The 25,685-nt window shown below is 60.9% G+C and carries 22 protein-coding genes, 2 tRNA genes and 1 pseudogene; 16 read left to right on the top strand and 9 right to left on the bottom strand.

The features are described from left to right. Positions 1-347: 347 nt before the first annotated feature. Positions 348-542: pseudogene (locus CFP68_RS18360) on the top strand (protein NO VEIN domain-containing protein); the annotation flags it as partial. Between the two features lie 68 nt (positions 543-610). On the opposite strand, the gene CFP68_RS02545 reads toward CFP68_RS18360, so the two are convergent. After that, the gene (locus CFP68_RS02545; RefSeq protein ID WP_099824102.1) at positions 611-955 is read right to left on the bottom strand and encodes a DUF2924 domain-containing protein; all 345 of its coding nucleotides are present in this window, start codon (positions 953-955) and stop codon (positions 611-613) included. Between the two features lie 1,112 nt (positions 956-2,067). Here CFP68_RS02545 and CFP68_RS02535 point away from each other — a divergent pair. After that, entirely contained in the window at positions 2,068-3,393 is a 1,326-nt protein-coding gene (locus CFP68_RS02535) for a DUF6538 domain-containing protein (RefSeq protein WP_099824100.1), read from the top strand. A 99-nt stretch (positions 3,394-3,492) separates the two neighbouring features. Here CFP68_RS02535 and CFP68_RS18355 read toward each other — a convergent pair whose 3' ends face one another. The 5 genes from CFP68_RS18355 to CFP68_RS02510 all read right to left on the bottom strand — a co-directional run bounded on the left by CFP68_RS18355 (position 3,493) and on the right by CFP68_RS02510 (position 9,313). Further along, positions 3,493-4,059: a T4SS efffector SepA family protein gene (locus tag CFP68_RS18355; protein WP_099824097.1), complete on the bottom strand. Its 567-nt coding sequence runs from the start codon at positions 4,057-4,059 to the stop codon at positions 3,493-3,495. Positions 4,060-4,182: 123 nt separating this feature from the next. Next, entirely contained in the window at positions 4,183-4,446 is a 264-nt protein-coding gene (locus tag CFP68_RS02525) for a hypothetical protein (RefSeq protein ID WP_099824095.1), read from the bottom strand. A gap of 196 nt (positions 4,447-4,642) precedes the next feature. Further along, on the bottom strand, positions 4,643-5,074 hold the full coding sequence (locus tag CFP68_RS02520) for a hypothetical protein (RefSeq protein ID WP_145953385.1): 432 nt from the start codon (positions 5,072-5,074) through the stop codon (positions 4,643-4,645). Between the two features lie 226 nt (positions 5,075-5,300). Further along, entirely contained in the window at positions 5,301-6,527 is a 1,227-nt protein-coding gene (locus CFP68_RS02515; RefSeq protein WP_099824091.1) for a plasmid recombination protein, read from the bottom strand. 602 nt (positions 6,528-7,129) lie between these two features. Beyond that, positions 7,130-9,313: an NACHT domain-containing protein gene (locus CFP68_RS02510; RefSeq protein WP_099824089.1), complete on the bottom strand. Its 2,184-nt coding sequence runs from the start codon at positions 9,311-9,313 to the stop codon at positions 7,130-7,132. Positions 9,314-9,435: 122 nt separating this feature from the next. Between CFP68_RS02510 and CFP68_RS02505 the strand changes: the two genes are divergently transcribed. The 3 genes from CFP68_RS02505 (at position 9,436) to CFP68_RS02495 (ending at position 11,354) form a co-directional block, all read left to right on the top strand. After that, positions 9,436-9,651, top strand: coding sequence for a hypothetical protein (locus CFP68_RS02505; protein WP_099824087.1), 216 nt, complete (start codon positions 9,436-9,438; stop codon positions 9,649-9,651). A 699-nt stretch (positions 9,652-10,350) separates the two neighbouring features. Continuing rightward, on the top strand, positions 10,351-10,860 hold the full coding sequence (locus tag CFP68_RS02500; RefSeq protein ID WP_099824085.1) for a hypothetical protein: 510 nt from the start codon (positions 10,351-10,353) through the stop codon (positions 10,858-10,860). A gap of 53 nt (positions 10,861-10,913) precedes the next feature. Beyond that, positions 10,914-11,354 (top strand): hypothetical protein, encoded by a 441-nt coding sequence (locus CFP68_RS02495; RefSeq protein WP_099824083.1) that lies wholly within the window; start codon positions 10,914-10,916, stop codon positions 11,352-11,354. Between the two features lie 215 nt (positions 11,355-11,569). On the opposite strand, the gene CFP68_RS02490 is transcribed toward CFP68_RS02495, so the two are convergent. Next, positions 11,570-11,659 (bottom strand) — tRNA-Ser (locus tag CFP68_RS02490). A 226-nt stretch (positions 11,660-11,885) separates the two neighbouring features. Here CFP68_RS02490 and CFP68_RS02485 point away from each other — a divergent pair. Beyond that, positions 11,886-12,710: a DUF2059 domain-containing protein gene (locus tag CFP68_RS02485; RefSeq protein ID WP_099824081.1), complete on the top strand. Its 825-nt coding sequence runs from the start codon at positions 11,886-11,888 to the stop codon at positions 12,708-12,710. 24 nt (positions 12,711-12,734) lie between these two features. Here the strand turns inward: CFP68_RS02485 and CFP68_RS02480 are convergent, their stop codons facing one another. Then, entirely contained in the window at positions 12,735-13,388 is a 654-nt protein-coding gene (locus CFP68_RS02480; protein ID WP_099824079.1) for an alpha/beta hydrolase, read from the bottom strand. 169 nt (positions 13,389-13,557) lie between these two features. On the opposite strand from CFP68_RS02480, the gene iscR reads away from it, so the two are divergent. The 10 genes from iscR (at position 13,558) to CFP68_RS02430 (ending at position 21,637) form a co-directional block, all read left to right on the top strand. Next, on the top strand, positions 13,558-14,019 hold the full coding sequence (gene iscR / locus CFP68_RS02475; RefSeq protein WP_099824077.1) for a Fe-S cluster assembly transcriptional regulator IscR: 462 nt from the start codon (positions 13,558-13,560) through the stop codon (positions 14,017-14,019). A 142-nt stretch (positions 14,020-14,161) separates the two neighbouring features. Beyond that, on the top strand, positions 14,162-15,211 hold the full coding sequence (locus CFP68_RS02470; protein ID WP_099824075.1) for a cysteine desulfurase family protein: 1,050 nt from the start codon (positions 14,162-14,164) through the stop codon (positions 15,209-15,211). A 43-nt stretch (positions 15,212-15,254) separates the two neighbouring features. After that, positions 15,255-16,772 (top strand): Fe-S cluster assembly protein SufB, encoded by a 1,518-nt coding sequence (sufB, locus tag CFP68_RS02465; RefSeq protein ID WP_099824072.1) that lies wholly within the window; start codon positions 15,255-15,257, stop codon positions 16,770-16,772. Continuing rightward, complete coding sequence (locus CFP68_RS02460; protein ID WP_099824070.1) at positions 16,769-16,972, top strand: hypothetical protein; 204 nt, start codon at positions 16,769-16,771, stop codon at positions 16,970-16,972. The genes sufB and CFP68_RS02460 overlap by 4 nt, the downstream gene beginning before the upstream one ends. Before the next feature lie 51 nt (positions 16,973-17,023). Then, the gene (gene sufC / locus CFP68_RS02455) at positions 17,024-17,779 is read left to right on the top strand and encodes a Fe-S cluster assembly ATPase SufC (protein WP_099824068.1); all 756 of its coding nucleotides are present in this window, start codon (positions 17,024-17,026) and stop codon (positions 17,777-17,779) included. After that, positions 17,780-19,063 carry a SufB/SufD family protein gene (locus CFP68_RS02450; protein ID WP_099824066.1) on the top strand — a complete coding sequence of 428 codons (1,284 nt, stop codon included), beginning with the start codon at positions 17,780-17,782 and terminating at the stop codon, positions 19,061-19,063. Between the two features lie 3 nt (positions 19,064-19,066). Then, entirely contained in the window at positions 19,067-19,558 is a 492-nt protein-coding gene (locus CFP68_RS02445; protein ID WP_099824064.1) for a YIP1 family protein, read from the top strand. Next, positions 19,555-20,145, top strand: a complete 591-nt coding sequence (locus CFP68_RS02440) for a Yip1 family protein (RefSeq protein WP_099824062.1) — start codon at positions 19,555-19,557, stop codon at positions 20,143-20,145. The genes CFP68_RS02445 and CFP68_RS02440 overlap by 4 nt, the downstream gene beginning before the upstream one ends. Positions 20,146-20,148: 3 nt before the next feature. After that, the gene (locus CFP68_RS02435; RefSeq protein WP_099824060.1) at positions 20,149-21,369 is read left to right on the top strand and encodes a cysteine desulfurase; all 1,221 of its coding nucleotides are present in this window, start codon (positions 20,149-20,151) and stop codon (positions 21,367-21,369) included. 191 nt (positions 21,370-21,560) lie between these two features. After that, positions 21,561-21,637, top strand: a tRNA-Arg gene (locus tag CFP68_RS02430). A 276-nt stretch (positions 21,638-21,913) separates the two neighbouring features. On the opposite strand, the gene CFP68_RS02425 is transcribed toward CFP68_RS02430, so the two are convergent. Next, the gene (locus CFP68_RS02425; RefSeq protein WP_099824058.1) at positions 21,914-25,579 is read right to left on the bottom strand and encodes a vitamin B12-dependent ribonucleotide reductase; all 3,666 of its coding nucleotides are present in this window, start codon (positions 25,577-25,579) and stop codon (positions 21,914-21,916) included. Between the last annotated feature and the right edge of the window lie 106 nt (positions 25,580-25,685).

Here is a 25,685-nt window from a genome sequence, read left to right as displayed (position 1 = left end):
CGCCCTTTAAGGCCTCCAGCGCGACCTTCGCCTTGAACTCCGGCGCATGCTGCTTGCGTTTAGACATCTGTAATCTCCTTGGTGTTGAAGATTAGCAGACTGCATATCGTAGCTTATGTCAGTGTCCGAATTTCGGGGGGTAGCTTACCTTTCAATGCACTGCTGCCGAACCCCGCCAAAACCCAAACGTGCGTTCCGAACGACATCGATGGCAACATAGCCAGAACATGCGGTAGGCGCGTTGCTCGGGATGCTAGCGTAAATAGACGGATTTCTTGGGTTTGCATCCCATTCCCCCAACCGAAACCGCTGATGACAAATGATTTTCCCGCGTCTAGCCTGGCCGCATGTCGAACTGGCCTTGGACAGATGCAGAGAATGACCTGATCGTCGCGGATTACTTCGCGATGCTGTCAGCGGACTTTGCTGGCCAGTCCTATATCAAAGCCGCGCGCAATCGCGATCTCCAGACCCAGATCGACCGCAACCGCAGTTCGATTGAGTTCAAGCACCAGAACATTAGCGCGGTTCTCAGGGCCCTCCTCGCTCGATTTGCGGGTGTAGATCGCGCAGCGCAGGCGGCGGGGCGGTTGCGGCTGTGATTGGCGCGTCATTTGCTGATCCTCGGGCGCGGGGTGAAGCCGAAGAACTTCCAACCGTTCCAGTTTGCGCCGGTGATCGCCCGCGCTGCGCCGGAGAGCGATTTGTACCGGCGGCCCTGCCACTCAAAGCCTTTCGCCAATACAGTGACCGTGTGTTCCACGCCGTTCCATTCGCGGACCAGCTTGGTGAGGATGTCCAGCGAACTGTCTCCTTCGTCCGAAGAATTCTCATTTATTTTCTGTGGGTTGGTGCGATCCACCGCAGCAGCGAGTAGCTGGGCGAGTTCCGACAGCCGCTCATTGGTGGTGAGCGCTTCGGCGGGCGGTGCGAAATTGACGTCAGTGTCGGGCATAGCGGGCGAACCTCAGGAGCTGTTTTGTCCTGTGGTGGCCGCGATGTGGAAGGGATTTCAAGCTAAAACAATAGGTTGTCGTATGATGACGTAGAAGTGCGTAGTGGATCGCGCGCGGTACGCGGGGTCATGATGGTAGTGGTAGCGAGAATTTCCACGATCAGAAATCAGACCTGCTGGCGTGGCGCAATTCCAAGTCGTTGCGCGACTTGTGCATAAAGACCGACAACTCCAGGCATAGCCAGCGTTACCGCCAGACCAAATGGTACGCTTTCGTCAATTGGCCTGCCGGGATCTGGGTCGCGCTGAACGATCAAGTCCATTGTCATGTCTTGTCCAATGATGGGCGCGCGGTCGCCTTCCCAACATCTTGTGAAAATAGTGCCGCGATTGGTCTGGTTACCATCTGGCTGAAGACTTCGAGGCGAAACACTGAGCGCATTGGTCTCAGCCGGGTCCAGCACTTTGAGACGCACCGACCGATAACTTTTGCGACCCGGGGCAACGGGCGTGAACCATGCGAGCGTTGCCGAAAGGCTATGTGGCCGAGCTTGGCCGCCCATAACCGCTGGCACAGGAATCTTGATGGTCGCGACCCTTTCAGGTGCAAGCTGCCCCACGGGTCGGTGACGACCACCGAGCGCTATTACTTCCGCTACCTCACCCAGGAGCAGCAAGTGATCGCCAATGCCTACGGCAATATCGGTCTCTGACGCCGACTCGCCCCGGCTGACAAAAGCTCCGCCCGAAACGGCGAGGCTTTTGTCGTTCGAAGAAGGGCGCAAAGGGCCTCTGCCAAGCGAAATTTGGCAGCGTCACAGCATAGTCGGTGCATGCGGTGACGCCCCAACACGGCATAGTATGCCGACTTTTACTTTGTCCAAAGAGGTGGGGGCTTGGCCACGCCGGGCTACAAAGTCACACAATATCAGGGACTTAGTGGCGGAGAGACAGGGATTCGAACGCGACAATCTGCGCGCTGAAATTTCCTAATTTTTATAGTTATTCTGCCATTTTTGTGGTTCGGGGGTGAGCTGAATTGTGTAGCAAAATGTGTAGCAGCGACATCGAACGATGCCTGCGACACCGACCGCAGAATAGAGGTGGCACGAATGGCAGGACTGATCAAGCGCGGCAAGACCTGGCACCTGCGGATGCGCGTACCCAGACGGTATCTCGCCATCGCTGGCCGCAAGGAAATCCACCGCAGTCTGGAGACCGACAGCGAGCGACGTGCGCGCGAGCTGCTCCCTGATGTGAGGGCTAAACTGCTTGCCGAACTCGACCAGATGGCGGTCATCAATGCTCGCCCGGAAGAGGCCGACGCATACCGGGCGGCGCAGAAGATCGCACAGGCCAGGGGCTTCGCCTACCGTCCGCTCTCCGACTTGCTGGAAGCGCCTATCGACGAGATTCTGGAGCGTGTGGAGGTTGCGACCACCGACCGGGCGACAGAGACCGTCAAGGTGCTCTTGGGGGCTGTGGATGAGCCCGCTCTGCGGCTTTCTGGTTTGGTTGATGAGGTCGAGCGGATCGCGGCGCACGACAACCGCTACAAGAGCGAAAACCAGATGCGCCTCTGGCGCAATCCGCGCAAGCGAACCGCCGCCAACCTGCAAGCTGCGCTTGGTGGGACGGATGTGCTGGTGTCGGAGATCGACCACGCCGCCGCGCTCAAGCACAAAGCGTGGTGGCAGAAGAAGATCGCCGCCGAGAACCTCTCAATGGAGAGCGCCAACAAGGATTTCGCCAACATGGCCGGGATGCTGCGCCGCTACTACGAGAGCATCGCCCAGCCTGATCCGCCGGAGCCCTATCATCGGGTTTCCCTGAAGGACCGGCACAAGACCGAGAGCCGAAAACTCGAGATCCCGGTGGATTGGATTGTCGAGAAGTGGTTCGCGCCCGGTGCGTTTGACCGCACGAATGACGAGGCGCGGGACATTCTGCTCATTTCGATTGAAACGGGATGCCGGCAGTCCGAGATTCACGACTTGCCGCCCGGCGCGTTCGTGCTCGATCATCCATTCCCGCATTTCGAGATCAAGTTCGAGGAAGGGGACAACCGGCGCGAGATCAAGAACAGCGCATCCACGCGCCTCGTGCCCCTGGTCGGCGTCGCGTTGGCCGCAGCCAAGCGCCATCCCGATGGCTTTCCGCGTTATCGCGGCAAGAGCACCTACTCGGCGGCGATGAACAAGTATATGCGCAGCAATGGCCTGCTGCCGTCGCCAAATCACACCATCGGTGGCGTTCGGCATACTTGGGAGAGCCGTCTCCTGGCGGAGACCAAGCGGATGGACATCAGTGGAGAGATGATGGGCCACAGCATCAAGCAGATCCGAAAGCGCGCGGTCTATGGCGATGCGATGGCTTTGCCGGACCGGCATGCGCTTGCGAGCCGCGTTATGCTCCAAGTGCCGGAGCATCTGGCATAGTGATCGATTGTCCGGGTATCAGGATCGGTAGGCTGAAAGGCTGGCATTGCGAGCCTGAAGGCGCAGAGTTGCGGGAATGAATCCCGCAACCGATAGATGTTATTGCTCACCCGCGCGGAGAACTCCGGACTTCCCTGGATGTTGCGCTTTTGGCGTTTGCCGCCACACGAACTCTACATACACTGGAATCCGCCACTGATCAGCAAGGCGCTCGACTTCTTTCCAAGCGTCGGCTGCCGATTGCCCTTGAACTGAGATGTCGAGTTCGTGGTCGTATTTGTAGCCTTCTTCTTCATAGCAACCAGCCTTTGCTGGCACACCGAGCTGACGCACTAAGCTTTCGCGCTCGTACCCTTTCTGACTGACGGCCTTGATCACAGTGTGCAAGATGGAGGCCCAATTGGGATTGCTAATGGTGTCGCCGTTGACCTTTGCATTCATCGGCTTCGTAAATGTTAGGCTCGGAGTGGCTTCGTGCGCTGAGGTTACTTTGTCCTGACCACCAACTGCGCCTTCAAAACCGTCATCGCGTTCTATCCCAAGCCCATCCATCGCTTCGCGGACGATGCGGTCGATGGTCTCACTTGGCGACTTGGTTCCGAACCAAGTCTTGAGCACGCTTATGTCGGCAAAGGTGGCGTCATTTATACGGATTACGGGCATCATTGCTGTCTCCTCGCTCAGCTATAGCCAATATGTAACAAATGCGTTCGAGCATTGCAAGGATATATGTAACATATTCTATCGCAGAGCATTCGGCAGATCGCATTGGTCGTCATCCAAAACGTATCACGCCGCCCGGTGAGGGGCGGCGTGGTTGGCGATTTCGGCGGCTTGGAAGAGGAGGTCTTGGTCCTCTTCGAGGCTGGCAAGTTCGGCGTTGAACCGTTTCAGCAGGGGGAGCATCCACTCTTCGCCGTCGGTGATCTTTCGTGCGATCTGCGCTCTGGCGTTGCGGATCCTGTCGATCTTGCTTTGCTTTGATCCGGTCGGGGTCCGGTGGATTCGGGCGAGTTGGGGAGCCGCTGCCCGGGCGGCGTGTCTGGTCGACATGGCACTCCATACCCCACCACCGCAGGCGCGCGGCTGGTTTCGGGGGATTGGGGTTGGGTGCCTACATGTCGGATCTCCTGTGTTCGGACTGGTGATATAGCCAACGCGGTTTCGCTTGAGTAGCTGGCAATCTGGAAACAGTGTGTTCTCGGGTTCTGTTTGGCCCCGCGCGCGTTCTGCGCACGGGGCAATAGGTTCACGCATCGCCTTCGGCGGCCCCGGGCGTGGATTTTGCGGTCTCGGCCTCCGCAGCGGCCTTGGCAGCTTTTTCCTCGGCCTTCCAACGGTCGACTTGTTCCTGCGCACGCTCAGCGACTCCCTCGGGGGCCTTGGCGTGCTTGAACAGCCGGCGGCGGTTGGTGGCAGTGGCGAAGCAGCCGAGTTCGAAGAACGTCTCTTCGATCTGTTCCGGCGCGGTTTCCTCCAACCAGTCGAGCCAGGCGTCGAAGGTGTCGGCGATGGCCATGCGAGCCTCGCGCTGGACCTTGTCGTCCTTGCGGGCCGCCTTGTCGGCGAAAGAGCCGATCGAGACCATCGCCTTTTCCATGCGCTGTTGCATGGCCGGGGTCATTTGGAACTGTGCGGCGCGGGGCTTGCGAGCGGGTTTCTGGGGAAGGGACTTGCTCATTTTGGATACTCCAATGTTGCGTTTGCGGTTTCACCGGAGCCTTGGGTTTTCCGCCCGCCGCATCCGGCTTGCGCTTAATGTGGATGCGAAAGAATCGGCGACTTAATCGAGCTAAAACGAGATTTTGCGGATTGACGCCTATGTGCTTGAAACAATTGAACATGTTTTTTGGCGATCCGAGTTTTTTCTTTCAGGTGAAAGATTTCGAGGGGTTCAGCGAACTTTTTCACGGGTTGCCATCGCGCGGTTCGGCGCCTTTCGAGCGGCCTTTCGAGCGTGGGTCCAGGGCCATGATTTTCGCCGTAAGTTGACGCCGGACCTGCGCGATCTTTTGCCGCTGTGCGGTCGGGATGTGGCGGACAATGTCGAGGATCACGGCGTCAGCGGCCTTGATCTCGGCAATCTCGGCTGCAACTCGTTCCCGTGCTTGGCGCTCTGCCTTCGCGTCGGCGGTTGCGCGCAGTCGTTTTGCAGCGGCGCGGAAGGCCGCCCGTGCGGCGGCAAAGCCGCGGGAGGCGCTTGAAAGCGGCTTTTTTGATGGTGGCTTTGAGGCAGTATCATCCGTCTCGACTGCGCGCCCGTCCGCTTCGATCTCGCCCGCCGAAACGGCATCGGCGAATGCCATGAGCGTAGCGGCGTCCTCTTCCCGTTCGACGACATCACGCTCCCGCAGCTCAACCTCGGCAGCTTTCTCGGCGAGACGCTTTTCCTCTTTCGCGCGCCACTCTGCGGGTCGGACATGACGCGGGTTGATCGGTGGGGTCCGGCCATCGTTCAGGGCATCGCGGATCGCCTGCTTGCGGCGCTCACCGCGCACAAGGCCGATCTCGCTGAACCACTCGCCGACGCTGTCCTGCGCGGCTTCGTAGTCTTTGATGAGCGGATGGATCGAGGGCTGCAGAACCCGGCACTCGGTCCCGTATTTCTTGGCTGTCGCGCGCGGCATGATGACCGCGTGAATGTGATAGGCTTGCTCATCGGTATCGGCGCGGGCGTGGATAAGGTCGTCGCCGAAGTTTTCGAGCAGCCATTCCATTGCCCGCTCTTCGAAGCGGTCCTCCTGCGCGTTGCTGAACTCGACGTCGCTGCTTTCGGTCTGCTCGAACCATTCCTTGTTGGCGGTGAGGATCAACTCGCGCATCGGGCCGTGGCGAGAGGCGCGCCAAGGGTCGCGCGGCCCTTCGATGCGCCGTTTAGCCAGATCCTTGCGACGGTTCCGCCGGTCGAGGTCTTCGAGCTCGGCCGCGAAGGTCTCGACCTTCATCAGCTCGATCTCGGCCACCGCTTCCTGCGCCCAGGTGCTGTTGCCGTGCAGACGCCGCGGTGCGGGCTTGTTGCGGTCGATGTGGCCGAGGTCTCCGCCCTTGCGATAGCGATGCGCTTCATAGCCACCGATATCGCTGGGATTCATCCCCTCGAACCGCAGGACCACCGGGTATTTCTTGCTTGCCATTTCGACCTCCGAAGATTGAGGTCAGGAAATGGGATCATCTCTTTCCGGAACGCAGAAACCGGACAGACGCGTGCGCGAACGGATGTGCGGGGTCATTACTCACTAAACAGCCCGCACTCCGGCACCTGCGGTGCCTGCGTTCGGCCTGCCGTTCGTCCGGGCGCTGCCCCGGAACCCCGCCCGCCGGGGGCGCCTGTGCGGCGGGCACTCCTGCGCGGAGGGCGGCAAGGTCATCGTTCCGCACTCCCCTTGCAACCCCTGCTCCCGGGGGAGCGTCGTTCCGCACTCCTCCCCCGAACCCCCGCCTGCTCGCAGGGGCCGTTCGCCACGCCCCTGCACCCACTGGCGTCTCCCGACAGGCAGGGCGCATTGCGCGCCCCCCAGACCCACGGCGATCGGCACAAGGTGGCGCGGCGAAAATCCCTCCTCATCCATTCATTACGCGCTTCTTGCGACGCGTTGCGAATGGATGAGGAGGCGTAGCACCAAATTGGATTTCAAAATCGGCCCATAGCTACGGTTCGACATCTTGCCGCCATGCTGCGGCGGCATTCCGCAGTGCCGACATTCGCTGCAACTGCATCAACACAAGCCAGTGTGGATCAACCATTTAGTATTCGGTATAGGTTCTCGTTTTCGGTCAAAATTACATCTTGCCGGAAATGGATGAACTCTGCATTTGGTCCAGATGCTTGCTTAGTTTTGACAGTGACTAGATCCAGTTGGCGCAAAGCTTGGAATACCTCGGGCCACAAACGGTGAGTTACAATGCGCCGTCCTTGATGGTCCGTGTCATCTAGATTTGTCCGCAGCCAGAACGTTCGGTAACGTTCGATCCGCCCCAGAATCTCAAGGAGATCATCCGACCAATCGAGTTGGGTATCAGACCGTTGAGAGCCAGGATTGAGATAGCTTTGAATTTCAACAGGGTCGCTCGTCGTTTCGGTAGCATGCACCAACATTTGAGGTTGAGGTATTTGGTCTGGAAGTTGGGTTCGACGATCTACTTCAAGCGTGGATATATGAACCCCACTTTCAAAGACGACATTTCGAAGATCGGCACTGGCGGCATGCAGGATACTGATTGCCGTGTCTCGAATGGAAATCCCAATCGGCGCAGAGAAAGGGAAATACAACTCATTGATTCCGACATCTCGAATCTGAAGATCGGCATTTTCAACGGCCGTTCCACAAGCGGCTGCGACTCCAAGCACCGACAAGTTCGTGTTCGTCCTGTCGCGAGATGGTTGGGCAATGCCTGCACGGACCGAATTCAGAAATCGCTTTGACTCGTCGTGGCGGTCCCTTGCTACATGGGCGAACACCTCCAATGCGTCGCGCCCGAACAGGTTGCGCCGCACATATCGAGGTGTCTCGCCTTCACCCACCGACCGAAGCGCTTCGCGAGCAAGGAAGTGCTGCAAGAGTTGTTCATGGGCGAAACGGAAGTGACCTGGACGCAGGTCCTTGGCTAGAAATACTACTGATCCAGCACGCTGAACAACAGCTGCCACTTGATCGTCTGGGAGCAGCCCGTCGGCAGCAACGGTCGCGAGCAGGTCAAGGGCATCGTCAGCCAATGCCTCAGATTGGTTCTCAGCCAGATCGCGCGCGACCTCCTCCAAAAACCGCCCAACGTAGGTTTCATAGTCTTGAGTGATATTCGATCCACCGGGAGGGTCGAGCTGGTCGATGAATTTCTTTGCTTCCCTTCGAAGCATGATCTGCACAAGGTAACTCAGCAAATCTGAAGCAGGGGGCTCGTCGCTCGCGAGCGCAGCAGGTTCGTCCGAAATAACTTTAAGAAAGAATGGGCGAAGGGCATAGGAGCCGTGGTCAAAGATTGGCTCGACGAATTTTCGCTTCAATAGCGAGTGGTCCCAACCCGGCTGTTGAAGTAACCAATTCTTCGCTGCTTCTGGGTCAGGGTCTCCTAATGTCAGAGCCGAAAGCCTGTCATTTTCGGTATTGAAGGACGTTAGTTGCCTTTGCATTAGCTCGGTGGAAACGAATGTTTCCCGCCCTGCGAGTAGGAATGTCGCTGCACCGCGCGAATCTGCGATAAGGCTGTTCAGCCCGCTCCAAGCGGTCTCGAAACCGTTTGGATCGGACAATTCGTCAAAACCATCAATGGCAAGAATGATAAGTCCATGCCGCACGAGCGACATCAGTTGCCCAATCGTCAGATTCGATCGAACATCTTGCAGCGCAAAAGCAATTAGGTCTGCGATGTTTTGAAGAACTCGCCCACGACTCGCAATCTGCAGGATCAGTGGCGCCGATCCATCGTATTGCTCAGCACGCAAAAGAGCCGCTTCACGGACGACGGTGGTCTTCCCAACACCGGCTGGTCCGTCAATCAAGAGAATGTCCGTACCCCCTTGATTACTGGAACTATGCTGATTAGCGAGCCATCGATTGAGCGCCAACCAAGGCGTCTGACCTTGCTCAATGGCGAATGGTGAGCTATCGCCCATGACATTCTTCAGTTCACCGACAATCGGGACCGGATTGTCGCCCGTTTTTCCCGGTGACAGCAAAATCACTTGATTCTTCGCAATTCGCGGAAGGTCTGCAAATGCCGGATCGGCTAGAAGCGCCGCAGCATTCGGGAAGGTTTTTTCAACGCCATCCGAGGTTGTAACGGTATAGCCTAGTCCATTCTCAGCGACCGTGAACCTGTTCCCGTTTCGGGTTACTTTAAACTCGTTTCCCTCGGTAACGACCTGCGTGCCAAGATCGGCAAAGGCATTGATGTCTTTATTGGAAAGGCTTAGCGGCGGCATATCAAATCCGTCATAGTGGGGTTGCTGTTGCTGATACCACCGCGAGCTAGAAAGATTACGCGGCGATCTGTCCCTTGCAATAGTCCTTCGGCCGTTAGAATGCCTGGAACTAGGTCTGCGTCTTGTCCGACAACGATGAGCCAGCTGCCATCATCCTCCAACGCGAGGAATATAAGGTCGGAGACAAGTGCTGTATCGACCATTTTTTCTGCCAGGCTGCCAGCTCGATCTTGCTGCACGGTGCTCGGCAAATGATGGTCCTGCCTTTGACCGCAGAGCCGTACTTCCCGCGCGCCCAACAACCGGTCTCCAAACTCCAAACTTCTCACGACCTGTGAACGTCTGGGCGAGTATTCGCTTAGCCCACGGTCTTCGGGATCTAATGGATTGTACACGACGGCCGCTCCCAACGCACAGCGCCTAGTTGTTGGCTCAAATCCTCTGCGCCATCCATGGTACGCCCGCAAAGATAGAAAGAAAGCTTGGTCTCCGGCTTCATCATACAACAGCTTTCCGACGCGACGGCAGACCTGCTTGAGTGCCCTGCGAGCGACCTCTTCCCCGTCGCTCTCAATGTTGCCTGGCAACGACCGAAGCTCACTGTTCCAATCGATTAGAACGTGGGTGCGAATGGGTCGGATTGCCATTACTTTGTTAAAACCTATCTGAACATTACCGTTAAGGCACTGCCGACCAAAACTGCCCCACTGTCTTTGTTCGGACCACATGAAGTCAACACTCCCTGTATTTTTCACGACCAAGGATTGTGCAGGTCAAACACGTTTGTGTCGCTTCGAACAATGCCAGCTTAAGCCCTCAATGCACAGGACGTTCGCGGGCGCCGCGAACGTCCGCTTTCCGCCGATCGTGCTGAACAATCATCTATCCGATTTTTGACGAGAGGGACACCCTCTCGCCGCTCTCCCGACCGTGGCTTCCGTTTTGCCGCGCGCTTCTTGCGACGCGCAGCAAAACAGAAGCCTTCTTCAAAGGGTTTCCACCGCTGGTGTCGATTGTTCACACCAAGGAGACCCCAGATGTTTCACCAACCAAAACCCCTCGTTCCAGCCCCCGACTGGGCAGCCAACCCGCAGCGCGGCGATGTCGTGCTGTTCCGTTTTCCTGTCGCAGATAGCGCCGACCATAAGGAGCAGCCCAAGCGGCGCCCCAGCCTGGTTCTCGATGTCCGCAAGCGGGGTGCAGATTGCTTCGTCGAGTTGGCCTATGGCACCTCGTCCGATGGCCGCGCCAATCGCGGCTACGAGGTGAGCGTCAAACAGCCGAAATCGCGGGCGCGGGCGGGCCTGAACAAGCCGACGCGCTTCGTTTGCGCCCGGCGCATCATCGTGAATGTGAACAGCAGCGGCTTTCACTGCCCGGACGGCACCACCTCACCGCTGCTCGGGCGCCTCGACGAGGCATTGATGGAGCGGATGAACGCCATCCGCGCCCGGCTCCAGGCTGAGGCCGACATCGCCGCACATTACCGCGAAGAACGGCGCCAGGAGCAGGCGCGATGGGCGCGCGAAGATCGCGGTTTCCGATAGGGAACCGCGCCTTCGAGCATCCCCGCACCTCAAACAAAACAAGGAAAAGACCAATGGAAATGCCATTCACCTCCGCCGACGAAATCACCGCAATGGCAGCCGCCTGCTTCCCGCTCGCGCGCATTGCGGCCACCGGGATCGAGGAAGACGTTCTCGATCTCGTGCCTTGGGAACCCGCGCAGGAGGCCAAGGCGCTTGCAGCCCGTCTGCGTCGCGGTGAGATCTTCGAGAAGGGCGTCCTGGCGATGCTGCACGACCTCATTGGCGTGCTCGATGCCGAGATTGCCGAGGGCACCTATGTGGAGACCTATTACGACCACAGCCCCGAAAACGTCTCGAACGAAACGAACTGGCAGGAGGAGCGTCTCTCGCCCGAGGCCGACAGGCTCTCCAACGCGCTCGTCGTGTTGCTGGAACTCTATGCCACGCTGGCCGCGGTGTATGACATCCTGCAAGCCGAGAAGGCTCTCGAAGGGCTGCGCGCCGTCGCCTGACGGAACACGCGGGCCGGAACACCCGCGTCAGGGCGCGTCGGCGACACTTCTGCTGCTACAGATGTCGGCGCGCCCGCTTTCGGGTATCAAAAATGCCCTACCAATTTCCGAAATTGTGTAGCAAAATGTGTAGCAAGTAGCGGATGCAATAGGGGGTTATGTGGCTCAAAGCGCCTTATTTTATTGGCATTTCTCGCGGTCTCCTACGAGAAATCTGGCGGAGAGACAGGGATTCGAACCCTGGGAAGGCTTGCACCCTCAACGGTTTTCGAGACCGCCCCGTTCGACCACTCCGGCACCTCTCCGCGATCGATGTGCGCTCGTCTAGTCCGTGCGGGCACGGGGTGCAAGGGGTTCGATGGGGGGCGGGGAAACTTTTTGCGACGAAGGGGGGCGTGCGACGCGGCGGCGGCGCCAGGTCAAGCGATATTGACCGCGCTGCGCGGCATGGGCCCTTGGCGTTCGTGCGCGCAGGACATATCGTGCGCAGGCAACACGTGGTGGACGAAACACGCCATCGGAAAGGACGTCATGCGCCAGATCAGCCTTGCCATTGTTTTCTGCCTGTCGGGTGTGACGTCGCTTTGGGCGGCGGGGAATGAGAAGGTGGCGCGCCTCTACGACGCGCTTGGCATGCAGGATGTGATCGCGATCATGCAGCAGGAGGGTCTTGCCTATGGCGAAGACCTGCGGGCCGAGATGTTTCCGGGGCGCGGTGGTGCCGCCTGGAACACGATGGTGGCCCGTCTCTATGACGTCGAGGCGATGGATGAGCTGGTGTCATCGCGCTTTGCCGTGTTGATGGAAGGCACGGACACTGCCCCGTTGATCGAGTTCTTCGAATCCGAGCTGGGCGCGCGAATCATCCGGCTGGAAATCAGTGCACGGCGCGCCTTGGTCGATCCCGACGTCGAGGCGACGGCACAGGCGGCGCTGGACGACATGCGCCAGGCCGGTGATCCGCGGCTGGATATCCTGGACGATTTCGTCGATGCCAATGACCTGATCGAGGCCAATGTCGTCGGCGCGATGAATTCGAACTATGCCTTCTATTCGGGCCTTCTGGATGGTGATGCCTTCAATGGCGACATGACGGAGGCAGATGTGCTGGCGGATGTGTGGGGGCAGGAGCCGACGATCCGCGCCGACACGATCGAATGGGTCTATGGCTATCTGACGCTGGCGTATCAACCGCTGAGCGACGCCGACGTCGAAGCCTATACCGCGCTGGCGCGCACCACCGAAGGCCAGGCGATGAACCAGGCGATCTTCGGGGCGTTCGACGCCATGTATGTCACGATCTCGCGGGCGCTGGGGCAGGGCGCGGCACAATTCATATCGGGCGAGGATCTCTAGGATCGCCGATGCCGGCCCCGAAGCTCAGCGGGTGCTTTCGGTCAGGCGCCGGCGCACGTAGGTTTCGACGCCGCCGATCATCTCTTCCATGTGCGGATCCTCGAAGAAGTGACCTGCACCTTCGATTTCGGTATGGGTCACGGTGATGCCCTTCTGCTCGTGCAGCTTGTCCACCAAGGTCACGGTGTCGCGGGGCGGCGCCACGCGGTCGGCGCTGCCGTTGATGATCAGGCCCGAGGCGGGGCAGGGCGCAAGGAAGCTGAAGTCATACATGTTGGCGGGCGGGCTGACCGAGATGAAGCCTGTGATCTCGGGGCGGCGCATCAGCAACTGCATGCCGATCCAGGCCCCGAACGAGAACCCGGCGACCCAGCAATGCTTGGCGTTCTGGTTCATCGACTGCAGGTAATCCAGCGCCGAGGCGGCATCGGACAATTCGCCGACGCCCTGGTCGTATTCGCCCTGGGACCGTCCGACACCGCGGAAATTGAACCGCAGCACGGTGAAACCCATGGCATGGAAGGCATAGTGCAGGTTATAGACGACGCGGTTGTTCATCGTGCCGCCGAACTGGGGATGCGGATGCAGGATGATCGCGATCGGCGCGTCCGATTTTTTTTGGGGATGATAGCGGCCTTCCAGCCGCCCTTCGGGTCCGGGAAAGATAACCTCGGGCATATGTGTCCCTGACATGTTGGGTGGCGGCGGATCGTCAATCTTGACGGATCCCACGCTTGACCTTAGAACGTTTCTAATCTGTTGGGCGGGCGGTCCCGCGCCGTCCCGAGGTAATTGTCCTGCATCCCATCGTCAACTGTCCATTGTCGCCGCGCCAGGGAGGCCCACGATGAAACTCAGCACCAAGGGTCGTTACGCGATGGTCGCGATGTGCGATCTGGCCTTGCAGCCGGCGGATCAGTTGATTTCGCTGGCCGAACTGAGCAAGCGGCAGAGCATTTCGTTGCCGTATCTCGAGCAGTTGTTCGTCAAGCTGCGCCGGGCCGGGCTGGTGGATTCGGCCCGGGGGCCGGGCGGCGGCTATCGGCTGGCGCGGGCGCCGACCGAAATACGCGTCTCCGACATCATGCTGGCGGTGGGGGAAACCGTCAGTGCCATGCACACCGGTGCCGGGGCCAGCGGCGGCACGTCGGGCACCCGCGCGCAATCGTTGTCGAACCGGTTGTGGGAAGGGTTGAGCGCCCATGTCTATGTGTTCCTGCACCAGGCCAAGCTGTCGGACGTCGTCGCCAACGACCTGGCGCCCTGTCCCGCCGTGCCGAACCTGTTCACCGTGGTGGATGGTGCATGACGCGATCCCGGTTTGAAAGAACGGAGCGCCTGCGGCGCATTCGATCTGGTCCTGCGGACCGGACAGGGGCGTTCCGCCCCTTCGGCACATGCGTGCCTTACCCCGAGAGTATTTGCGGCAAGAAAAAACCGGGGCGGGCGTGATGGGGCGGACCTATCTGGACTGGAACGCCACGACCCCGCTGCGCCCCGAGGCGCGCAGTGCCATGGTTGCGGCCATGGATGTGGTCGGCAATCCGTCATCGGTACATGCCGAAGGGCGTGCGGCGCTGGGGTTGATCGAGCGCGCCCGTGGTCAGGTGGCGGCCGCATGCGGCGCCGAGGCGTCGGATATCGTGTTCGTGTCGTCGGCGACCGAGGGTGCGGCGCTGTGCCTGGCCGAACGGGGCGTTTCCTGTGCGCCGATCGAACACGAGGCCGTCCTGGCCTGGTGCGCCGCCGATCTGGCGGTCGAGCGGAGCGGAGCGGTGTTGGTCACCGACCCGGCGCGTGCCGCGGTGCAGGTGGCAAATTCGGAAACCGGTGTTCTTCAGGATCTGTGCGACGGGTTGTCTTTCGTCGATGCGACGCAGGCGATCGGCAAGGTGCCCTTTGCCTTCGAGTGGTGCGGGGCGCAGGCCGCCGTGATCTCGGCCCACAAGTTCGGCGGGCCGAAGGGTGTGGCGGCGGTGTTGCTGCGACGCGGTGTCGAGGTTGCTGCGCGGATCCGGGGTGGCGGCCAGGAAATGGGGCGCCGTTCGGGCACGCAGAACGTGATCGGCATCGCCGGAATGGGGGCTGCCATCGCGGCGGCGGCGCGCGATTTGACCGACGGAGTGCAGGAACGGGTTGCGGAACTTAGAAATATTCTAGAAACGGCTCTGGAGTATTCCGCAAAAGAGACTATTTTTGTCGGAAAGGATTCTGCGGCGGGTCGACTGCCCAACACCAGTTGCCTGCTGACGCCCGGCTGGAAGGGCGAAACGCAGGTCATGGCGATGGATCTGGCGGGGTTTGCCGTTTCCGCCGGGTCGGCCTGTTCCAGCGGCAAGGTGCGCGCGTCGCAGGTTCTGCGCGCCATGGGGTTCGATGAGGCGTCGGCGGCATGTGCGATCCGCGTTTCTCTTGGCCCCGACACGCGGCGCGACGATGTGATGCGGTTCGCCGAGGCGTGGACGGCTCAGGAAAAGAGGTTTCGGGCGCGCGCCGTCTGAAGCCGATGGATTGCGACGGGACCGATCCCGAAAGGAGAGCGACATGAACGTGATGGACACTGATGTGAAGGACGGCGTGGACCGCGAGACGGTCGAAGCGGTCAAGGGGCTGTCGGGCACCTACAAGCACGGCTGGAGCACCGATATCGAGATGGACTTTGCCCCCAAGGGGCTGAACGAGGACATCGTGCGCCTGATCTCGGAGAAGAACGAAGAGCCCGAGTGGATGCTGGAGTGGCGCCTGGATGCCTATCGCCGCTGGGTCAAGATGACCGAGCCGGACTGGTCGATGGTCAAGTATCCGCCCGTCGAATACAACGAGCAGTTCTATTATGCCCGTCCGAAGTCGATGGAAGTGAAGCCTAAGTCGCTGGATGAGGTCGACCCCAAGCTTCTGGAAACCTACAAGAAACTGGGCATCCCGCTGAAGGAGCAGTTGATCCTGGCCGGCGTCGAGGGCGCCGAGGATGTCGACGAGAACCGCAAGGTCGCCGTCGACGCGGTGTTCGATTCCGTCTCGGTGGGAACGACCTTTCAGGCCGAACTGAAGAAGGCCGGCGTGATCTTCTGTTCGATTTCCGATGCGATCCGTGACCATCCCGAGTTGGTGAAGAAATACCTGGGGTCGGTGGTGCCGGCATCGGACAACTTCTTTGCGACACTCAATTCTGCCGTCTTTTCCGATGGATCCTTCGTCTACATCCCGCCCGGGGTCCGTTGCCCCATGGAATTGTCCACCTATTTCCGGATCAACGCCGAGAATACCGGACAGTTCGAGCGCACGCTGATCATCGCCGACAAGGAATCCTATGTGTCGTATCTCGAGGGGTGCACGGCCCCCATGCGCGACACCGTTCAGCTTCACGCCGCGGTCGTCGAACTGGTTTTGCTGGACGACGCCGAGATCAAGTATTCGACGGTTCAGAACTGGTATCCGGGCGACGAAAACGGCAAGGGCGGCATCTATAACTTCGTGACCAAGCGCGCCGATTGCCGGGGCGACCGGTCCAAGGTGATGTGGACGCAGGTCGAAACCGGATCAGCCGTGACGTGGAAGTATCCGTCGTGCATCCTGCGCGGTGACGACAGCCAAGGCGAGTTCTATTCGATCGCCATCGCCAACAATTACCAGCAAGCCGATACCGGCACCAAGATGGTGCATCTGGGCAAGCGCACCAAGTCGCGCATCGTGTCCAAGGGGATTTCGGCGGGCAAGGCGCAGAACACCTATCGCGGTCTGGTGTCGATGCACCCCAAGGCGAAGAATTCGCGCAACTATACACAATGCGATTCGCTGTTGATCGGCTCGGAATGCGGCGCCCACACCGTGCCCTATATCGAGGTGCGCAACAATTCGTCGCGGGTCGAACACGAGGCGACGACATCGAAGGTGGACGACGACCAGATGTTCTATTGCCGCTCGCGCGGAATGGACGAGGAAGAGGCCGTCGCGCTGGTGGTCAACGGGTTCTGCAAGGAAGTGCTCCAGGCGCTGCCGATGGAATTCGCCATGGAAGCACAGCAGCTGGTGGCGATCAGCCTTGAAGGGTCGGTGGGGTGAGCGAACTCGACCCCATCCGGCCGCCCAAGAACCGGCGGTTCCTGGTTTCGCTGGTGGTTGGCGTCTGCATCCTGATCGGGATGATCGTGTCGATGTCCTGGTGGAATGGGGCCGAGGTGTGGAAGATGATGGTCGCGGCCATCGTCTCCACCCTGATCGGACTTGCCATCGCGCGGCGGATTCCGAAACCACGCAAGTGAAATGAATGACCGGGCCACGCGCCCGAACAGATTGAACGAAAGCGAGAGAAGATGTTGAAGATCAGCAACCTGCACGTCAAACTTGAAGAAGAGGACAAGCAGATCCTAAAGGGTGTCGACCTTGAGATCGGCGCCGGCGAAGTGCATGCGATCATGGGGCCGAACGGGTCGGGCAAATCGACGCTGTCCTATGTGCTGTCGGGCCGTGACGGATACGAGGTGACCGAGGGGTCGGCAGCGCTGGAAGGCGCCGACATCCTGGACATGGAGCCGGAAGAACGCGCCGCCGCAGGCCTGTTCCTGGCGTTCCAGTATCCGGTTGAAATTCCGGGTGTCGGCAACATGACGTTCCTGCGCACCGCGGTGAACGCACAGCGCAAGGCGCGCGGCGAGGCTGAGATGTCGTCGACCGAGTTTCTCAAGGAAATCCGCGCCCAGGCGAAAGAGTTGAAGATCGACGCCGACATGCTGAAGCGGCCGGTCAACGTCGGTTTCTCGGGTGGTGAAAAGAAGCGCAACGAGATCCTTCAGATGGCGATGCTGAAGCCGAAGATGTGCGTGCTGGACGAGACGGATTCGGGGTTGGATGTCGACGCGATGAAACTGGTGTCGGACGGGGTCAACGCCCTGCGCGCGGCCGACCGGTCGTTCCTGGTGATCACCCACTACCAGCGGCTTCTTGACCATATCAAACCCGACTTCGTGCACATCATGTCGGACGGGAAGATCATCAAGACGGGCGGTCCGGAACTGGCGCTGGAAGTTGAAAACCACGGCTACGCGGATCTGTTGACGGAGGGTGCATAAATGGCCTTGCCCCAAGCGAAACTTGACGCGACCGAGGCGCGGCTGGCCGGTCTGACCCTGCCCGAGGGCGGGAAGTGGGCCAGCGATGCGCGCACGCAAGCCCTGGCGCGGGTGCGTGCCATGGGCCTGCCGTCGCGGCGTGATGAATATTGGAAATACACGCGGCCCGATACGCTGACGGCGCCCGAGACGCCCGAGGCGGCCGTGTTCGAGACGGATGAAAGCCCGGTCTTCGATGGTATCGACAGCGTGAAGCTGTATTTCGTCGATGGCGTTTTCGATGCCGATGCGTCGGACGATCCGGCGCTGGCCGGTGTCGAGATCGAGCGGCTGAGTGTCGTGTCGGGCACCGACATCCACTGGGCCAAGGATATCTTCGGCGTGCTCGAGGCGAAGGGCCAGGATCCTGTCGCACGACCCCTGGCCGCGCTGAACACCGCGTTCGCCACCGACGGTCTGGTAATCCGCGCCACGGGCAAGGCCGAGCGGCCGGTCGCGTTGATCTATCGCCACGCCGACACCGCGTCGGACGCGATCCTGCATCACTGCATCCGGGTCGAGTCGGGGGCGTCGCTCACCGTATTGGAAACCGGGCCGGTGGCCGCACGCTTCAACGGTGTGACCGAGGTCGACATCGCGGACAAGGGCACGTTCAACCATGTGCGTGCGCAAGGGCGTGATCACGAATTGCGCACGGCAACGCACATGTTCGCCCGCCTCGGCGAGGAGTCGGCGTTCAAGTCGTTCACCCTGACGATGAACGGCGTGCTGACGCGCAATGAATGCGTGATCGAGCTGACCAGTGACAATGCCATCGCCCATGTCGCGGGTGCGGCCGTGGGGGATGGTGATTTCCACCATGACGACACCGTGTTCATCACCCACGATTCCCTGCATTGCGAAAGCCGGCAGGTGTTCAAGAAGGTGCTGCGCAACGGTGCCACCGGCGTGTTCCAAGGCAAGATCCTGGTCAAGGAAGGCGCCCAGAAGACCGACGGCTATCAGATCAGTCAGGCGCTGCTGCTGGATGATGACAGTCAGTTCCTGGCCAAGCCCGAGCTTGAGATCTATGCCGACGATGTGGCCTGTTCGCACGGTTCGACCACCGGGGCGATCGACGAGACGGCGCTGTTCTATCTGCGCTCGCGCGGGGTGCCGCGTGCCGACGCCGAAGACCTGCTTGTGCTGTCGTTCCTGGCCGAGGCGATCGCCGAGATCGACAGCGAGGCCATCGCCGACGATCTTCTGACCCGGCTTCAGGCCTGGCTGGCGCGGCGGCGCTGATCCTTGGCGCTGACCCGCGACATTGTCGCCAGTTACCGGCGGCCCGGCGCAGTCGTGCGGCGCCGGGCCGCCGGACGCCCGCGCGAGGATCGTGCGCTGGTCACGCTGATGCTGGCCTGCGGGCTGATCTTCGTGGCGCAATGGCCCCGCCTGTCGCGTGAGGCGTTCCTGAGCGGTCAGCCGATCGAGCCCCTTCTGGCGGGTGCGCTGATGGGTTGGCTTTTCATTGCGCCGCTTTTCCTTTACGGGCTGGCGGCAGTGACGCATCTGATGGCGCGCACGATGGGCGGGCAGGGCGATTGGTACGGCGCGCGTATCGCGTTGTTCTGGGCGTTGCTGGCAGCGTCGCCGCTGTGGCTGCTCTGGGGTCTTGTCGCGGGGTTCATCGGGCCCGGACCGGCGATGAGCGTCACCGGGATCGTTGCGTTCGGTGCGTTTCTCGCGATCTGGTTGCTGGGCCTTCTGGCCGTTGAAAAGGGCGAAGCCGACACATGATGAGCCTTTCTGTCCTGCTGCCCATGGCGGCACAGACGTTCAGAACGCCGGCCGACGTGGCGCGACGCCTGATGGATATGAACCTGTCGCGCGCCGTGTTGTGGCAGGCGCTGACGCTGGTGGTCGTGATCTCGATCCTGCTGGCCGAAGCGACGAATTTCATCATGCTCAGTGCCGTCGACGTGCCCGAGGGCGTGTTCGTGATACCGCCGCTGACCATGGGCCTGATCCAGTTGTCCCTGCTGATCGCCATGGTGTTCGCCATCTTCTGGGTCGGGCGGGCCATGGGCGGCACGGGCCGGTTTCAGGACGGGCTGGTTGCCGTGGTGTGGTTGCAGTTCATCATGGTCTGCCTGCAGGTGGTTCAGACGGTGTCGATGCTGATTCTGCCGGCGATCGCCTGGCTGGTGGGCATCTTCGGGCTGGTCGCCTTCCTGTGGCTGCTGACCCATTTCATTGCGACCGTCCATGGTTTCACGTCGCTGGGCAAGGTGTTCGCCATGATCATCGCCACCAGTTTCGGCGCCGCGTTCGGTCTTTCGCTTTTGCTGACGCTGGTGGGCGTGACGATTCCGGGAATGGTGTGATCCATGTATGACGTGATGAAAATCCGCGGCGACTTTCCGATCCTGTCGCGCAAGGTGAACGGCAAACCGCTGGTATATCTCGACAATGGCGCGTCGGCGCAAAAGCCGCAGGTGGTGATCGACGCGATCACCGGTGCCTATGCCGACGAATACGCCAACGTCCATCGCGGGCTGCACTACCTGTCGAACCTCGCCACCGACAAATACGAGGCCGTGCGCGGCAAGCTGGCGCGCTTCCTGAACGCCGCAAGCGAAGATGAAATCGTGATGAACACCGGCACGACCGAGGGCATCAACATGGTCGCCTATGGCTGGGCCATGCCCCGGATGCAGGCGGGCGACGAGATCATCCTGTCGGTGATGGAACATCACGCCAATATCGTGCCCTGGCATTTCCTGCGCGAACGCCAGGGCGTGGTGTTGAAATGGGTCGATGTGGAACCCGACGGTTCGCTGGACCCGCAGAAGGTTCTGGACGCGATCACCGAGCGCACGAAACTGATCGCAATCACCCATATGTCGAACGTTCTGGGCACGGTTGTCGACGTCAAGACGATCTGCGCCGGCGCGCGTGCCAGGGGGCTGGCGACGCTGATCGACGGCTCGCAGGCGGCGGTGCACATGCCGGTGGATGTTCAGGACATCGGCTGCGATTTCTATCCCGTCACCGGGCACAAGCTCTATGGACCGTCGGGATCGGGCGCGATCTATGTGCGGGCCGAACGGATGGCCGAAATGCGCCCCTTCATGGGCGGCGGCGACATGATCCGCGAAGTCCACAAGGAAGAAGTCACCTGGAACGACGCGCCGATGAAGTTCGAGGCGGGCACACCCGGCATCGTGCAACAGATCGGCCTTGGCGTGGCGCTGGATTACATGACCGGGCTGGGGATGGACAATATCGCCGCCCACGAAGCCGGCCTGCGCGATTACGCGCGCACGCGGCTTGCGGGCCTGAACTGGCTTCAGGTGCAGGGCGATGCGCCGGACAAGGGCGCGATCTTTTCGTTCACGCTGGATGGTGCGGCCCATGCCCACGATATTTCCACCGTGCTGGACAAGAAAGGCGTCGCGGTGCGGGCGGGGCAGCATTGCGTCGGACCGCTGATGGACCACCTGGGCCTGACCGCCACCTGTCGCGCCTCGTTCGGCCTTTACAACACCGAAGCCGAAGTCGACGCGCTGGTTGACGCGCTCGAGCTGTGCCACGACTTATTTGCCTGACGGCCCCCGTGGGCCAATTTCATCATTGCGACGCGACCCACCCCGCATTATAGAGACGTCGTTAAGTGATGTTCGGTTGCTTCTTGTGCAAGACACGGTGTGATCCGCACGAAGAGACGACCGCAACCTGTTGGAAGGCAAGATGAAACTCGGTGCGTGGGTGCAATGTCACCCGAAACGCCTGAACAGATGGTCCCATAGCTCAGCTGGATAGAGTGCTCGCCTCCGAAGCGAGAGGTCGCTGGTTCGAATCCAGCTGGGACCGCCATTTCATCGAAACTCCTCAGATCCACCCCCTAACGCCGGCGCATGCGCGACTCCGCGAAGGCCGATGATTTCGCCGTGGCGTTTTCGCGGCCCATCAAACCCATACGGCATTGATGGAACCGATCCGCAACCAGGGGCCGGTTCCGAAAAGATAGGGGCGCCGCAAAGGACGCCCCGTGGGATCTGCTGCAATCTGGTGCGGCCGAATGACCGGTCCCGTTCTGCCCTTGCCGCCTGCGTCGCGCACGACCCGGGGGCAGGGGCGAAACGTCGCCGTTCAGCTACAGCCGCTTGTGCCACCGCAGGTGTTGCACTTCATGCAGGTGCCGTTGCGCACCAGCGTATAGTTGCCGCATTCGCCGCAGGCCTCGCCCTCGTATCCCTGCATCTTGGCCTTGACGCGGGGGTCCATGGAGGTGGCGGACACCGGCGTGGTTCTGACCTCGGTTTCGCGGGTCTCGATCGTGGCCACGGCCTGGCCGCCCTGTTCCAGCGTGGCGATGCCGCCCTGAACCACCCGGAAATCCGACGGCGGACGATTGCGCAGGTATCCGGTCGAGGCGACCTGACGCAGCACCTCGAGCGGGGACGACGCGGCCGACCCTTCGACGGGCACGAAGTTGCGCACGCCTTCCTGTTCGCCGCGTCCGATATCGTCGAAGGTCGCGCCGGTGGGTTGGACATGGGCCAGGTCCGTGCGGTCCAGATACGACACGGCCAGCTCGCGGAACACGTAATCCAGGATCGACGTGGCGTTCTTGATCGTCTCGTTGCCCTGCACCATGCCGGCCGGTTCGAACTTGGTGAAGGTGAAGGCATCGACGAATTCATCCAGCGGCACGCCGTATTGCAGGCCCACCGACACCGCGATGGCGAAGTTGTTCATCATCGCGCGGAAACCGGCACCTTCCTTGTGCATGTCGATGAAGATCTCGCCCAGCTTGCCGTCCTGGTATTCGCCGGTGCGCAGATACACCTTGTGGCCGCCGACGATGGCCTTCTGGGTATAGCCGCGACGCCGCTGGGGCATCTTGTCACGACCCTTGGCGACCTCCTTGATGATCACCTTCTCGACCACCTTCTCGGCCAGAACGATGGCCTTTTCGCGGTCCGATCCGTTGGCCAGGATCTCTTCCGCCTCGTCGTCGTCCTCGACCAGGGCAGCGGCCAGCGGCTGGCTGAGTTTGGAGCCGTCACGATAGAGCGCATTGGCCTTCACGCCCAGCGACCACGACAGTTCATAGGCGCGCTGGCAATCCTCGATGGTGGCGTCGTTGGGCATGTTGATCGTCTTGGAGATCGCGCCCGAGATGAAGCTCTGCGCCGCCGCCATCATGTGGATGTGGCTGTCGACCGACAGGAAACGCTTGCCCTTCTTGCCGCAGGGATTGGCACAGTCGAAGATGTGATAGTGTTCTTCCTTCAGGTGCGGCGCGCCTTCCAGGGTCATCGTGCCGCAGACGTGATCGTTGGCCGCTTCGATGTCGCCCTTGGTGAACCCGAGCGAGCGGAGCAGATCGAACGCGGGATCGGCCAGCTTTTCGGCGGGGATGCCCAGCGTCTCGCGGCAGAATTCCTCGCCCAGGGTCCACTGGTTGAACACGAAGCGGATGTCGAAGGCCGACGGCAGCGCCGCCTCGACCTTGGCGATTTCCGCCTGGCCGAAGCCGTGGCCGATCAGCGCCGTGTGGTTGATTCCCGGCGCGTTCCCGATCGAGCCGTGCCCGACGGCATAGCTGATGATCTCCTCGATATGGGCCGAACCATAGCCGAGGTTTTCCAGCGCCGCGGGCACCGAGCGGTTGATGATCTTGAAATATCCGCCGCCGGCCAGCTTCTTGAACTTCACCAGCGCAAAGTCCGGCTCGATCCCCGTGGTGTCACAATCCATGACCAGGCCGATGGTGCCCGTCGGGGCCACGACGGACACCTGCGCGTTGCGGTATCCGTGCTTTTCGCCAAGACGCAGCGCCTCGTCCCAGGCGCCGGTGGCCAGTTCGACCAGCCGCCCGTCGGGACAATTGCCGTGGTCCAGCGCGACGGGTTTGGTCGCCAGCTTTTCATAGCCGTCGGTCCGGCCGTGGGCCGCGTTGCGGTGGTTGCGGATGACGCGCAGCATGTGCTCGGCGTTCTTGGCATAGCCGGGGAAGGCGCCCAATTCGGCCGCCATTTCGGCGCTGGTGGCATAGGACACACCGGTCAGGATCGCGGTCAGCGCACCGCACAGGGCGCGGCCCTCGTCGCTGTCGTATCCGTGACCCATGTTCATCAGCAGCCCGCCGATGTTGGCATAGCCAAGGCCGAGCGTGCGGAAGTCATACGACCGCTGCGCAATCTCTTTTGACGGGAACTGCGCCATGGTCACGCTGATTTCCAGGGTCACGGTCCACAGGCGCGTGGCGTGCATGTAATCCTCGGCCTGGAACGTGCCGTCCTTGAGGAACGTCAGCAGGTTCATCGACGCCAGGTTGCAGGCGGTGTCGTCCAGGAACATGTATTCGCTGCACGGGTTCGATCCGCGGATCGCACCGTCTTCGGGGCAGGTGTGCCAGTCGTTGACCGTGTCGTGATACTGGATGCCCGGATCGGCGCAGGCCCAAGCCGCATGGCCCACCTGTTCCCACAGATCGCGCGCCTTGATGGTGCGGGCGACCTTGCCGTCCTTGCGGTTGATCAGATCCCAGTCGCCATCGGTTTCCACGGCCTTCAGAAACGCGTCGGTGACGCGGATCGAGTTGTTCGAGTTCTGACCCGACACCGACGAATAGGCTTCGGAATCCCAATCGGTGTCATAGGTCGGAAATTCGATGCTGGTGTGGCCCTGGCGGGCATAATCCAGCACGCGCTTGACGTAGGTTTCGGGGATCGCGACCTTCTTGGCATCCTTGATCGCGGCCTTCAGGCTGTCGTTCTTCGCAGGATCATAGGCGTCGGCCTGAACGCCGTCCCAGGCCTTGATCGCGGCGAACAGGGCGTTCAGCTTCTGCTCGTGCATCTTCGATCCGGCGACGATCGACGCGACCTTCTGTTCCTCGATCACCTTCCAGTTGATGAAATCCTCGATATCCGGGTGATCCGCATCGACGATCACCATCTTCGCCGCGCGCCGCGTGGTGCCGCCCGACTTGATCGCGCCCGCCGCGCGGTCGCCGATCTTCAGGAAGCCCATCAGGCCCGACGATTTTCCGCCGCCCGACAGCTTTTCGCCCTCGCCGCGCAGGGACGAGAAGTTGGTGCCGGTGCCGGATCCGTATTTGAACAGCCGCGCCTCGCGCACCCACAGGTCCATGATGCCGCCGTCGTTCACCAGGTCATCGGCGACCGACTGGATGAAGCAGGCGTGGGGCTGGGGATGCTCATAGGACGACTTGGACTTGGTCAGCTTGCCGGTCTTGAAGTCGACATAGTAATGGCCCTGGGCCGGGCCGTCGATGCCATAGGCCCAGTGCAGGCCGGTGTTGAACCATTGCGGACTGTTCGGCGCGGCCTTCTGGGTGGCCAGCATGAAGCGCATTTCGTCGTAATAGGCCCGTGCGTCGGCCTCGGTCGTGAAGTATCCGCCCTTCCAGCCCCAATAGGCCCAGGCCCCGGCCAGGCGGTCGAACACTTGGCGCGACGAGGTTTCGCCGACAAATCGGGCTTTTTCGGGCAGCTTGGCCAGCGCGTCCTCGTCGGGGACCGACCGCCACAGGAATTCGGGCACGTCCTTTTCACGGACTTTCTTCAGCACCGCCGGCACGCCGGCCTTGCGGAAATACTTCTGTGCGATGACGTCGCTGGCCACCTGGCTCCAGGTTGTCGGCACTTCGACCGAATCGTTGCGGAACACGATCGTTCCGTCGGGATTGCGAATCTCCGACGTCACGGTGGTGAAGTCCAGCGCGCCATATGCGCCCGCGTCCGCGTCGTTGCCTGCCTTGGTGAACCTGCGCTCGATCTTCATCTGTGTCTGTCCCGTATGCCGTGTCGAAATTACCCGCCGGACGATCGTTGCCGTCCGACACTAATACTGGCCGATGCCCCGTGACGAACGGAACCAACCCGCGTCG

Origin of the sequence: Oceaniglobus indicus (assembly GCF_002751875.1) — a bacterium.
Taxonomy (GTDB): domain Bacteria; phylum Pseudomonadota; class Alphaproteobacteria; order Rhodobacterales; family Rhodobacteraceae; genus Oceaniglobus; species Oceaniglobus indicus.
The sequence above is the reverse complement of the archived record's forward strand: the minus strand, read 5'-3'. Positions and strand labels throughout refer to the sequence as shown.

Bases quoted from the DNA above. Each gene is read 5' to 3' on its own strand.
- CFP68_RS02525 (WP_099824095.1), bottom strand. From the start codon at position 4,446: ATGTCGACCAGACACGCCGCCCGGGCAGCGGCTCCCCAACTCGCCCGA.
- CFP68_RS02425 (WP_099824058.1), bottom strand. From the start codon at position 25,579: ATGAAGATCGAGCGCAGGTTCACCAAGGCAGGCAACGACGCGGACGCG.
- CFP68_RS18355 (WP_099824097.1), bottom strand. From the start codon at position 4,059: ATGATGCCCGTAATCCGTATAAATGACGCCACCTTTGCCGACATAAGC.
- CFP68_RS02470 (WP_099824075.1), top strand. From the start codon at position 14,162: ATGGGGCGGACCTATCTGGACTGGAACGCCACGACCCCGCTGCGCCCC.
- CFP68_RS02500 (WP_099824085.1), top strand. From the start codon at position 10,351: ATGTTTCACCAACCAAAACCCCTCGTTCCAGCCCCCGACTGGGCAGCC.
- CFP68_RS02520 (WP_145953385.1), bottom strand. From the start codon at position 5,074: ATGAGCAAGTCCCTTCCCCAGAAACCCGCTCGCAAGCCCCGCGCCGCA.
- sufC (WP_099824068.1), top strand. From the start codon at position 17,024: ATGTTGAAGATCAGCAACCTGCACGTCAAACTTGAAGAAGAGGACAAG.
- CFP68_RS02515 (WP_099824091.1), bottom strand. From the start codon at position 6,527: ATGGCAAGCAAGAAATACCCGGTGGTCCTGCGGTTCGAGGGGATGAAT.
- sufB (WP_099824072.1), top strand. From the start codon at position 15,255: ATGAACGTGATGGACACTGATGTGAAGGACGGCGTGGACCGCGAGACG.
- CFP68_RS02495 (WP_099824083.1), top strand. From the start codon at position 10,914: ATGGAAATGCCATTCACCTCCGCCGACGAAATCACCGCAATGGCAGCC.
- CFP68_RS02510 (WP_099824089.1), bottom strand. From the start codon at position 9,313: ATGCCGCCGCTAAGCCTTTCCAATAAAGACATCAATGCCTTTGCCGAT.
- CFP68_RS02435 (WP_099824060.1), top strand. From the start codon at position 20,149: ATGTATGACGTGATGAAAATCCGCGGCGACTTTCCGATCCTGTCGCGC.
- CFP68_RS02450 (WP_099824066.1), top strand. From the start codon at position 17,780: ATGGCCTTGCCCCAAGCGAAACTTGACGCGACCGAGGCGCGGCTGGCC.
- CFP68_RS02480 (WP_099824079.1), bottom strand. From the start codon at position 13,388: ATGCCCGAGGTTATCTTTCCCGGACCCGAAGGGCGGCTGGAAGGCCGC.
- CFP68_RS02545 (WP_099824102.1), bottom strand. From the start codon at position 955: ATGCCCGACACTGACGTCAATTTCGCACCGCCCGCCGAAGCGCTCACC.
- iscR (WP_099824077.1), top strand. From the start codon at position 13,558: ATGAAACTCAGCACCAAGGGTCGTTACGCGATGGTCGCGATGTGCGAT.
- CFP68_RS02535 (WP_099824100.1), top strand. From the start codon at position 2,068: ATGGCAGGACTGATCAAGCGCGGCAAGACCTGGCACCTGCGGATGCGC.
- CFP68_RS02485 (WP_099824081.1), top strand. From the start codon at position 11,886: ATGCGCCAGATCAGCCTTGCCATTGTTTTCTGCCTGTCGGGTGTGACG.
- CFP68_RS02440 (WP_099824062.1), top strand. From the start codon at position 19,555: ATGATGAGCCTTTCTGTCCTGCTGCCCATGGCGGCACAGACGTTCAGA.